Here is an 11066-nt window from a genome sequence, read left to right as displayed (position 1 = left end):
TTCAAACCTTCGTTGACGCGCAAGACGGCTGCACCGACAGTAGCTATGCGCCGGCCGTAATGCTAGGATTGCAGCTGCAGTCCTTGCAATTTTTGGTTGGATCGTGGAATTCCTTCGGAGTCGCGCCAAGACGTTCGTTGTTATCGGCTGGGTCTTCTTTGCGGTGTCGATCCCGATATCCCTGTCTATCAGCGTGGGCGCGGGAATCAGTAGATTTTATTTTCCGACGCATCCGGGGGCCACGCTGAATGCGTTTGACGCTAGAGCCTCTAATCTGGTTCTCGTTGCTGGTGCTCTTGCCGCTGTGGCATCGTCGATCGCACTTGCCCTGAAATTCCGTGCCACCGCGTCCCTTTTGGTTCTTGTGACTTGGGGCGCGGCCATTGCTGGCACCCAGGTGGCTCGCTCGTTTGTGAAGCCCGGACCGGAATACTTCGAACGGCACGTCGGTTCGGAAGTCTTCTTCGTGCCTTGGCAATATGTACCAGCGGGACCAGGAGCATCCGTCAGAGAAGTCTCAAACGAGAATGGCTTCTCTGCCGCACTCTGTCTGCCCAGTCTCAAGGGGCGGGCCGAGAATGATTGCACCTTCATTCGGCAGCTCAGTGTGTTGCCAGACGGCGAAAGCACTGCTGATTTCGATTTGAAGAATTGGCGCAGGCATCGGATCGAAATGAGTCCCGGTCCAGATCGAAGCGGGTACCAATCTTTTAGTTTGAGCTACACGGCGCAACCTGGTGGGCCTACGCGAATCCAACGTTACCTCGCCCGCCTCAACCCCGACGGACAGCTTACGCGACTTGTCGTTTGTCGGCTCGAGGACGAAAAGTCCTGCAGGCACCACGCGCTGGTGGGTAAGTATTGGCTTGGGTACGACGCAGGCCTTTCAGAAGCTGACGATGCGCTCGACAGCAAGCTGGCGGCCTTGATCGAGTTGTGGCGGCGCAAGTAGCATACGGCCGGATCCGGCAGATGGGGTCCCGGGCCTCGCCGCTCGAACGTCTGGTCAAAGCGGTTGCCCGATCCTCACCCCGGCCCCAACCCCGTCCTCCGCCGCAAATCCGTAATCGCCCGCAAAAAACTGTCCGCGGGCGTCGTCTCCGGGTCGATCAGCCGGTGCAGGCGAAAGCCGTCCTCGAGTGCGAGCACGACGGAGGCCATCCAGGGCGGGTTCAGGTTGGTGTTGCGTCCGTTGCTCTTCAGCGTGGCCTCGACGATGTCGGTCACCAGCTTGCGCCGCGCGCGCAGGCGCTTTGCGAGCTCGGGCCGGCGCTTCTCGGCGCGCGCGACGAAGAGGATCATCTCCATGTGCAGGAGCGGCGAGCGGCCGAGCGGATCCTGCCGCGTTCGGTCCAGCGATTTCAGCGCGGCGATGAAGTCGTCGAGATTGTCGTGCTCGGCGAGGATGTCCATGTTGCGCCGGATCGACTGCTCGACATGGTCCTCGAGCATGGCGATGATCAGCTCGTCCTTGCTCTTGAAGTTCGAGTAGAACGCGCCGCGGGTGAAGCCCGCAGCCGCGACGATCGCCTCGATGCTGGCGCCGCCGATGCCGTCCTCCTCGAACACGCGCGCGGCCGCCTCGAACAATTTGTCGCGCGTGTCGTCCCTGGTCGGCCTGGTTCTCACCCTTGACATCGGGTCAGGGTAGGGCAGAATGCAACTCGATACAACAATGTATCGAGTTTAAGAATTCAAGGGATGGTTACGCCGGGCAGTGGGGCTGCGCTCGGCGTATTCGTGTCATCGGCAACCGATTTGAGGTCACCATGAACGAGCACGTGCAAGGCGCCGGCGGCGCGCCGCTGTTCAACCCGCTCTCGCCGGACTTCATCCGCGATCCCTATCCGCATTACGACCGGCTGCGCACGGTCGACCCGATCCACGTGACGCCGTTCGGCCAGTTCGTCACCAGTCGCCATGCCGATGTCAGCCTGGTGATGCGCGACAAGCGCTTCGGCAAGGATTTCGTCGACCGCTCCAAGCGCCGCTACAGCGACAAGATCATGGACGAGCCGGTGTTCCGCAGCATGAGCCATTGGATGCTGCAGTCCGATCCGCCGGATCACACCCGCTTGCGCGGTCTGGTCGTGAAGGCGTTCACCGCGCGCCGGGTCGAGGACATGCGGCCGCGCATCCAGGAGATCGTCGACCAGGCCATCGATGCCGTGATCGAGCGCGGCCACATGGACCTGATCGAGGATTTCGCCTTCCGCCTGCCCGTCACCATCATCTGCGAGATGCTCGGCATCCCCGAGGACCATCGCGAAGTCTTCTACAAGAGCTCGCGCGACGGCGGCCGGCTGCTCGACCCTGTGCCCCTCACGCCGGAGGAGATCAAGAAGGGCAACGACGGCAACCTGATGGCGCAGATGTATTTCCAGCAGCTGTTCGAGCTGCGCCGCAAGAATCCCGGGGACGATCTCACCACCCAGCTGGTGCAGGCCGAGGAGGACGGCAACAAGCTCACCAACGAGGAGCTGACCGCCAACATCATCCTCTTGTTCGGCGCCGGCCACGAGACCACGGTCAATTTGATTGGCAACGGTCTTTTGGCGCTTCACCGCAACCCGGACCAGCTTGCGCTGCTCAAGGCGCGCCCCGAGCTGATGGAAGGGGCGATCGAGGAATTCCTGCGCTACGATTCCTCGGTGCAGATGACCGGCCGTGTCGCGCTGGAGGATATCGACGATCTTGGCGGCAAGAAGATCCCCAAGGGCGAGACCGTGCTGTGCCTGCTCGGTTCGGCCAACCGCGATCCGGCTGTTTATCCTGACAGGCCCGACCGGCTCGATGTCACCCGCCAGAATGTGAAGCCGCTGTCGTTCGGGGGCGGCATCCATTTCTGCCTGGGTGCCCAATTGGCGCGCATCGAGGCCGAGATCGCCATCGCCACGCTGCTGCGACGGCTGCCCGATTTGCGCATCGACGACGTCGAAAACCCGGAATGGCGGCCGACCTTCGTCCTGCGCGGCCTCAAGCGGCTGCCGGCGAGCTGGTGAGGCGCCCCCCGCGTTAACCTCCGCGCGCAACAGTCGCTGTGACTTCGCCACACTTCCCCCTATATAAGGGGCTGTTCCGGCACGCCTGAAGTCCACGAAGGCCAGGGTTTGGTCCGGGTGCCGGTTTGGCCGAGGGGAGACCCGTGCAGACGACGCTGCTCGGATTGGCGATTGCCTTCATCATTGCGCTGCTGGCCGCGCTGATCGGGCCTTACTACGTCGACTGGAACCAGTTCAGGCCCCAGTTCGAGGCGGAGGCTGGCAAGATCATCGGCGTGCCGGTGCGGGTCGCGGGGGAGCTCGATGCGCGGCTGCTGCCGGCGCCGACCCTGCGGCTGCGCCAGGTCACCTTTGGCGGCAATAACGATCTCGGCCGCCTGCGCGCCGACAAGCTCGATGTCGAGTTCAGCCTCTCCTCCCTGATGCGCGGCGAATGGCGCGCCACCGAGCTTTCGGTGGGCGGCATGGCGGTCGATCTCGGCCTCGACGCGCGCGGGCGGGTCGATCTGCCCTCCACCGCGAGCGGCACCTTCAACCTGGCATCCCTCGCCATCGAGCGATTGAACCTCACCGGCCGCATCGCCCTGCACGATGCCGCCAGCCGCTCGACGCTGGAGCTGAACGACATCGCCTTCTCGGGCGACGTCCGCTCGCTCGCAGGCTCGGTGCGCGGCGACGGCAGCTTCAGCGCCAACGGCGTGCGCTATCCCTTCCGCGTCTCGTCCGGCCCGAGCGCGGACGGCAACGCCACCCGCCTTCACCTCAACGTCGATCCCGGCGAGCGCGCCATTCTCGCCGATCTCGAAGGCGTGCTCGCCTTCGACAACCGCCTGCCGAAATTCGACGGCGCCCTGACGCTGGCCGTGCCCGCGGCCAAAAAGGCCGGCGAGGCGGGGCCGACCCCCTGGAAGCTCGCGGCCAAGCTCAAGGCCGATCCCGCCGGTGCCAAGTTCGAGCAGATCGACGCGAGCTTCGGTGCTGAAGACACCGCGCTGAAGCTCGGCGGCGTCGGCGACGTCAGGTTCGGTGCCTCGCCGCTGCTGCGCGCGGTGCTGTCGGCGCGCCAGGTCGATGCCGACAGGTTGACGGCCAAGGACGATGCCGAGCCGCTCCGCATCCTGCCGGCGCTGCGGGCGGGTCTTGCCGCCATTCCGCAGGCGCCGATCCCGGCGCAGATCGAGTTCAACTCCGACCAGATCATGCTCGGCGGCCGTCCGCTCCAGAACATCACGGCCGAGCTTCAGACCGACGGACGATCCTGGACCTTCCAGCGGCTCGAGCTGCGCGCGCCCGGCATGACGCAGCTCTCGCTCAACGGCGCAACCCCGGGCGCCGACAGTTTCAGCGGCCGTCTCAGTGTCGAATCGTCGGACCCCGATACGCTGGTGGCCTGGCTGCAGGGCCGCAGCGAGATCAACCGCCGCAGCACGCGGCCGCTGCGTCTTGCCGGCGACGTCACGATCGCAGCCAATCATCTGGCCGTCGACAGGCTGAAGGCGGACATCGAAGGCGGCACCGTCGAGGGCCGCATCGCCTTCGTGCAGACCGGCGCGAGCAAGGGCTCGCGGATCGACGCCGACCTCAAGGCTGATCGGCTTGATCTTGACGCCGCCGCAAGCTTCGTGCGCGCGCTCGGCGGCCCGCAAGGCGAATGGCCGGAAGAGGCAAAGCTCTCGCTCGATATCGGCCGCGCGATCTCCGCCGGCCAGGAGCTGCGTCCGTTCTCCGCCAAGCTCGGCTATGGCCCGGCATCGCTGTCGCTGGAGCAACTGCGCTTCGGCCAGGCCGGCGGCGTCACCACCGAGGCGAGCGGCAGCTTCGATCGTGCCAAGGTCACCGGCAAGCTCGCGCTGAAATCCTCCGCCAATTCGCTGCGCGAGCTCACCGCGCTGCTCGAGCCGTTCGCGCCCGCGGTGCGCGCGCGCCTCGATGCCCTCCCGTCATTGCCGGGTGCGACCCGTCTCAAGCTCGATCTCAGCCTCGACAAGAATGCCGAGCATGCCGATCGCAGCAATGCCCGCGCCGTGCTCGATCTCGACGCGCCGCAGCTCAAGGCGACCGCGACGCTGGCCGCGCAGACGCCGGCCGCCGCCATTGGCGGCATCGACCTCGACCGCCTGCGGAGCAGCGATTTCACGCTGGATACGAAAGTCTCGACGCCGCAGGCCGGCGCGCTGCTGGCACTGCTCGGGCTCGATCGCGTGGTGGCCGCAGGCGAGGGCGCCTCGCAGTTCGAGGGCAAGCTGACGGGAGCCTGGCGACGGCCGCTGCAGTTGAGCGCAAAGCTCGGTGGCGGCGGGCTGGATGCCGATGCGCAGGGCAGCATCGAATTGTCGGAGCCGAAAGGCAGCGTGAATTTGCGCGTCCGCAACGTCAATCTGGCGCCGCTGTTCGGCACCGGACCGGCGGACAAGGCGGCGCAGAACGTCAGCCTGTCTTCCCGCGTCGGCCTGTCCGGCAACCGCGTGACCTTCGACGACCTCGACGGCAATGCGGCCGGCTCGCACCTGCGCGGTCATCTCGCTGTGACGCTCGATCAGGACAAGAGCGTCGACGGCGAAGTCGGTCTTGATACGCTCGATCTTGCGCCGGCGCTCGCAATGGCGATCGGCGCAGCCGGACGTGACACGGGCGAGCCGTTGAGCGCGGGGCTCGTCACCGGCTGGCGCGGCCGGATCGCGTTCCAGGCGTTGCGCGGGACGTTGCCCGGCGGCCTCGAGCTGCGCCCGTTTGGCGGCACAATCCGCAGCGACGGCCAGTCGCTCGCGCTCGATGCGTTGAAGGGCGGCCTCAGCGGCGGCGAGATGTCCGCGAGCCTTGATGCGCGCAACGGCGCCAATGGACTGGCGTTGAATACCCGCATCGAGCTCAGCAACGTCGATGCGGCGACGCTGCGCTACCGCGACCTCGCGCTGCCCAAGGGGCGGGCCTCGGTGCAGATGGCGCTGACCAGCCAGGGCCGCAGTGTCGCAGCGCTCACCGGTGCGCTCGCCGGCAACGGCACGGTGACGCTGGACTCCGCGGAAATCAGCGGCCTCAATCCGCGCGCCTTCGAGATCGCGATCCGCGCCAGCGATGGCGGCCAGGTCAGCGACGACAACCGCTTGCGACAGCTGGTCGAGCCCGCGCTTGCCGCCGCACCGATTGCGGTCGCCTCGGCGCAGATTCCGTTCACGATCCGCGATGGACGCCTGCGCGTCGGCGCGACGTCGCTGGAAGCGAAGAACGCGCGCGCCATCGTCTCCGGCGGCTACGACATTCCCGCCGACCAGGCCGACATCCGCGCCAGCCTGACGCCGATCATGACCGGCCTGTCCGGCGCGCCGCCGGAGATCCAGCTGTTCGCGGCGGGGCCTCCCGACAAGCTCAATCGCACCATCGATCTTGCGCCGCTGTCGTCGTGGCTCGCGGTGCGCACGATCGACCGCGAGACGCGCCGGCTGGACGCGATCGAGCGCGGCGAGCCGCCGCCGGCGACCGCGGCGCTGCCGACGCTGGTGTCTCCGGAGACCGCGCCCGAGCAGGCGCCTGCCAACGTGCCGCTGCCGGGCCAGGATCCGCGCCGCATGCCGTCAAAGCCAAAGGCGCCGCCGACGCCAAAGGCTCCCCAGGCCGCGCCCGCCGCACCAAGCCCACCGCTGGCGAGCCAGCAGGTTGCGCCGCTGCCGCCGGCCATCGACGTGAGGCCCGCCCCGGGGCCGCCGCCCGCAAAACCCAGGCCGAAGCCGCCGCTGGTGCTGACCCCGCAGAATCCGTGAGGGGGCGTCGTCATGCCCGGGCTTGTCCCGCCTGCGGGGCCGAAGCCCCCTTCGGCGCGGCGAAGGCCCGGGCATCCACGTTCTTGATACCGCGTGGCAAAGCGTGGAGAGGCCTCGGTGCGTCAAGCGCCTCGCCCCGCGCGGCACCTTTCGCTACCCATAACCCATTCCCTCGCATTTGAATGAATTTTGCCCGGCAAAACTGATTTGCCGATTTTACCGAATTCTCGCGTTTGATCTCTAGCTTCAGTTCCCAGAGGAATCGCCGTCCCGCCGCGAGCGGCAGGACGGCTCGCCAAAATAGCTCGCCAAGAACTGGGGTGATCGAGATGAACGGGGCGAAATCGCTTCTGCAGGACCTGGACGACGCGATCGCGCGCGGCACCGACGAAAGCCGGGCGAAGGCGTTGTGGCATGCGACCGACATTCTGATCACCGGCCGCTACAGCGACGACGAGATCAGCATGTTCGGCGAGGTCATCGGCCGGCTCGCCGAGGAGATCGAGGTCGCCGCGCGGGCGCAGCTGTCCGACGTGATGTCGGCCTGCGATCATGCGCCGCTCAACGTCATCGAGAAGCTCGCTCTGGACGACGAGATCGAGGTCGCAGGTCCCGTGCTGCGCAACTCCAGTCGCATCGACGAGAAGATGCTGGTCGAGAGCGCCCTGACCAAGGGCCAGTCGCACCTGCTCGCGATCGCCCAGCGCTCGTCGATCGGCGAGGCCGTGACCGACGTGCTGGTCAAGCGCGGCAACCAGGAGGTCGTGACCTCGGTCGCGAAGAACGAGGGCGCGCGCTTCTCCGGCTCGGGCCTTCTGCACATGGTGCGCCGCGCCGAGGGCGATTCGATCCTCGCTGAACAACTCGGCCTGCGCAAGGACGTGCCGCGCCACATCTTCCAGCAGCTGATCTCGAAGGCGTCGGAAGACGTCCGCCGCCGCCTCGAGACCGAACGTCCCGAGATGATGGCGCAGATCCAGAGCTCGGTGACCGAGGTCACCGGCGATCTCCAGTCCAAGTTCGGCCCGTCCTCGCGCAGCTATTTCGTCGCCAAGCGCGTGGTGACGACGCAGTACCGCCAGGGCAACCTCAACCAGGACTCGATCTCGAACTACGCGCGCCAGCACCGCTTCGACGAGGTGCAGATCGGCCTGTCGCTGCTGTCCTCGCTGCCGGTCGACGTGATCGAGCGCGCGCTGATGGACCGCAACCGCGAGATGATGCTCGTGCTGTGCAAGGCGCTCGACTTCTCCTGGGATACGACGATGTCGCTGCTGTTCCTCGGCGCCAAGGACCATTTGATCACGGCGCGCGACCTGCAGGACAACGAGCGCGAGTTCGGCCGGCTCAAGATCGAGACTTCGCGCAGCATCTTGAAGTTCTACCAGTCGCGCAAGACCGGCACCGGTGCCGATTCAGGTCGTCAGCCTGAGCTCCAAGTTCACTGACAGGTACACTAAGGACAGGGGAGTATCTGCAATGTTGCCTCAATTCGGTACCGCCGTTCGCAAGAAGAACCTCAGCAGCACCGCCACCGCGGATCTCGGCGGCGGAGCACCGGACAAGGCCTCGGTGGACGCGGCCTGGCTCGTGCTCGAGGCTGCCAACGATCTTGGCGACCACGCCGCGATCGAAGCCTGCCGCCGCGTCATCGACGCCGAGCTCACCGGCACGGTGGCCCGCAGCGCGGACGTCGATCTCGTGCTGGGGTATTTCCGGTAGGCTTTACCGCGCGTCTTCGTCAGCCGCGATATTGTTCGTCGCTGACGTGCTCCAGCCAGTCGACGGTCTTGCCGTTCTGCTGCTCCTGCATGGCGATGTGGGTCATCGCCGTCGTGGCAGCCGCGCCGTGCCAGTGCTTCTCGCCCGGCGCAAACAAGATCACATCGCCCGGCCGCAATTCTTCGACCGGTCCGCCCCACGTCTGCGCGCGACCCGAGCCCGCCGTGACGATCAGCGTCTGGCCCAGAGGATGGGTGTGCCACGCCGTTCGAGCGCCCGGTTCAAAGGTGACGCTGGCGGCTGCCGCGCGCGCCGGCTCGACCGCCGAATGCAGGGGATCGATGCGCACCTGTCCGGTGAACCACGCTTCTGGCCCCTTTTGGGATGGCTGATCCCCGCCGCGCTTGATCTGCATGAACTGTCTCCCTTGCTTGGTCACACTGCTTTCGCCTGTCGCCGCCGGTGCAGGCGCGGAGAGGGCGGCGAAGAACCTGCCCTTCCGATCAGGCGGCGGCGCGAGATCACGCCATCGTCCTCAGAACGTCAGCATCGTCTTGATCGCACGCCGCTCGTCCATGGCCCGGTATCCTTCGGCGACGTCGGACAGTGGCAGCTTGAGATCGAACACCTTTCCCGGCTTGATCTTGCCGGCGAGCACGCGCTCGATCAGGTCCGGCAGGAAGCGCCGCACGGGTGCCGGTCCGCCGAGCATCCGCCTCTGCGCGAAAAACATCGCCTGGCCGTCGAAGGTCACGCCGTGCGGTACGCCGACGTAGCCGATCGATCCGCCGGGCCGCGAGCAGGCGATTGCCTGCGACATCGATTCCTGCGTGCCGACGCACTCCAGAACGGAATCCGCACCGATGCCGTTGGTGAGGTCCTTGATGCGGGCGATGCCCTCATCGCCGCGCTCGGCCACGATGTCAGTCGCGCCGAACTCGATCGCGAGCTGCTGCCGCGTCTTGTGGCGGCTCATGGCGATGATCCGTCCAGCGCCCATCTCCTTGGCCGCCAGCACGCCCATCAGCCCGACGGCGCCGTCGCCGACCACGATGGCGGTCGATCCCTCGCGCACATTGGCGGCGTCGGCGGCATACCAGCCGGTGCCCAGCACGTCGGAGGTCGCGAGCAGATCGGCAATGAGATCGGGCGACGGGAGCTCCGCCGTTGCGACCAGCGTGCCGTCCGCCAGCGGAACGCGTGCGAAAGGAGCCTGCGCGCCCGACATGAATTCGCGTTGCACGCAGGAGGAGTGGAAGCCGAACCGGCAATGCGGGCAGGTATTGTCGGAGATGCAGAACGAGCCGACGACGAACTGCCCGGGCCGCACCGTCTTCACCGCGCTCCCCACCTCGACGACCACGCCGCAATATTCGTGGCCCATATGTGCAGGACCCTCGGTCGGCTGCAGGCCGCGATAGGGCCAGAGGTCGGACCCGCAGATGCAGCTCGCCGACAGCTTGATGATGGCGTCGGTGGGCTTGAGGATCTTGGGGTCTTCGACTTCCTCGCAGCGGACGTCGCCGGGACCGTACATGAGTGTTGCCAGCATGGCTGAACCTTTCGCGTGAACGCCAGGAGATAGCGGATGCGGGGCTCGCGGATTAGATGGATTAATCTGCTTGCATTGATCGATGGGAGGCATAAATCGGAACCCTCCGCGGGCGGACAATCATGGCCAAGCAGGATTTCAACGATCTTCTGACGTTCCTCACGATCGCCAGGGAGCTCAGCTTCACCAAGGCGGCAGCCAAGCTCGGTGTTGCCCAATCGACCCTGAGCCACACCATCAAGCGTCTCGAAGACCGGATGGGTATCCGGCTCTTGACGCGGACCACCCGCAGCGTCGGGCTGACCGAGGCCGGCGAGCAGCTGCGGCAGTCCTTGGCGCCGCGCATTGCCGAGATCGAGGCTGACATTGCCGACCTCATGGCATTCCGCGACAAGCCGTCCGGGCGGATCCGGATGACGGTGTCCGAGCATGCGCTGCAGAGCGTGGTATGGCCGAAGCTGGCGCCCGTCTTGAAGGATTATCCGGACATCAAGCTTGAGCTCAGCCTGGACAACGGATTTCGCAACATCGTCGAGGACGGATTTGACGCCGGCGTTCGTCTCGGAGAGAGCGTCGAAAAGGACATGGTCGCGGTGCGGATAGGGCCCGATTGGCGGTTGGTGGCCGTGGGGTCACCCGGCTACTTCGCCGCCCATCGCGAACCGAAGCATCCTCATGAACTCGTGGGGCACAATTGCATCAATCTGAGGCTGGAGCGGACAGGTGGACTGTATGCGTGGGAATTCGCCAGGCGCGGCCAGGAGCTCCGCGTCAGGGTCGAGGGGCAATTGACGTTCAACAATTCCTACGCCCAGGTCGATGCGGCCCTGAAAGGATACGGCATCGCCTATGTCCCCGAGAACATCGTCAAGGGCCATATCGCGTCGGGCGATCTCGCGCTCGTGCTGGACGACTGGTCGCCGAATTTCGACGGCTACCATATCTACTATCCGAGCCGGCGCCAGAACTCGCCTGCCTTCAAGATCATCGTCGACGCGCTGCGCCATCGCAACGCGTGATGATCGGTTGTTC

9 protein-coding genes are annotated in these 11066 nt (G+C 66.0%); 6 read left to right on the top strand and 3 right to left on the bottom strand.

Annotated elements, in window-relative coordinates; genetic code table 11:
* Positions 1–103: 103 nt before the first annotated feature.
* Complete coding sequence (locus CO669_RS27365) at positions 104–952, top strand: hypothetical protein (RefSeq protein ID WP_097663059.1); 849 nt, start codon at positions 104–106, stop codon at positions 950–952.
* Positions 953–1026: 74 nt separating this feature from the next.
* Here the strand turns inward: CO669_RS27365 and CO669_RS27360 are convergent, their stop codons facing one another.
* The gene (locus CO669_RS27360; RefSeq protein ID WP_097663058.1) at positions 1027–1638 is read right to left on the bottom strand and encodes a TetR/AcrR family transcriptional regulator; all 612 of its coding nucleotides are present in this window, start codon (positions 1636–1638) and stop codon (positions 1027–1029) included.
* A 131-nt stretch (positions 1639–1769) separates the two neighbouring features.
* Here CO669_RS27360 and CO669_RS27355 point away from each other — a divergent pair, with 131 nt between their 5' ends.
* The 4 genes from CO669_RS27355 (at position 1770) to CO669_RS27340 (ending at position 8482) form a co-directional block, all read left to right on the top strand.
* Positions 1770–3002 (top strand): cytochrome P450, encoded by a 1233-nt coding sequence (locus tag CO669_RS27355; protein WP_097663057.1) that lies wholly within the window; start codon positions 1770–1772, stop codon positions 3000–3002.
* Between the two features lie 143 nt (positions 3003–3145).
* The gene (locus tag CO669_RS27350) at positions 3146–6760 is read left to right on the top strand and encodes an AsmA family protein (RefSeq protein ID WP_097663056.1); all 3615 of its coding nucleotides are present in this window, start codon (positions 3146–3148) and stop codon (positions 6758–6760) included.
* A gap of 329 nt (positions 6761–7089) precedes the next feature.
* Positions 7090–8208 carry a DUF2336 domain-containing protein gene (locus CO669_RS27345; RefSeq protein WP_097663055.1) on the top strand — a complete coding sequence of 373 codons (1119 nt, stop codon included), beginning with the start codon at positions 7090–7092 and terminating at the stop codon, positions 8206–8208.
* A gap of 31 nt (positions 8209–8239) precedes the next feature.
* A complete protein-coding gene (locus CO669_RS27340) occupies positions 8240–8482 on the top strand; it encodes a hypothetical protein (RefSeq protein ID WP_097663054.1) in 243 nt (80 codons plus the stop codon).
* Between the two features lie 19 nt (positions 8483–8501).
* Here the strand turns inward: CO669_RS27340 and CO669_RS27335 are convergent, their stop codons facing one another.
* Complete coding sequence (locus tag CO669_RS27335; protein ID WP_097663053.1) at positions 8502–8897, bottom strand: (R)-mandelonitrile lyase; 396 nt, start codon at positions 8895–8897, stop codon at positions 8502–8504.
* 120 nt (positions 8898–9017) lie between these two features.
* The gene (locus CO669_RS27330; RefSeq protein WP_097663052.1) at positions 9018–10034 is read right to left on the bottom strand and encodes a zinc-dependent alcohol dehydrogenase family protein; all 1017 of its coding nucleotides are present in this window, start codon (positions 10032–10034) and stop codon (positions 9018–9020) included.
* A 122-nt stretch (positions 10035–10156) separates the two neighbouring features.
* Between CO669_RS27330 and CO669_RS27325 the strand changes: the two genes are divergently transcribed.
* Entirely contained in the window at positions 10157–11053 is an 897-nt protein-coding gene (locus tag CO669_RS27325; protein ID WP_097663051.1) for a LysR family transcriptional regulator, read from the top strand.
* The last annotated feature ends 13 nt before the right edge of the window (positions 11054–11066 follow it).

The organism is Bradyrhizobium sp. Y36 (genome assembly GCF_002531575.1).
Taxonomy (GTDB): Bacteria; Pseudomonadota; Alphaproteobacteria; order Rhizobiales; family Xanthobacteraceae; genus Bradyrhizobium.
The sequence above is the reverse complement of the archived record's forward strand: the minus strand, read 5'-3'. Positions and strand labels throughout refer to the sequence as shown.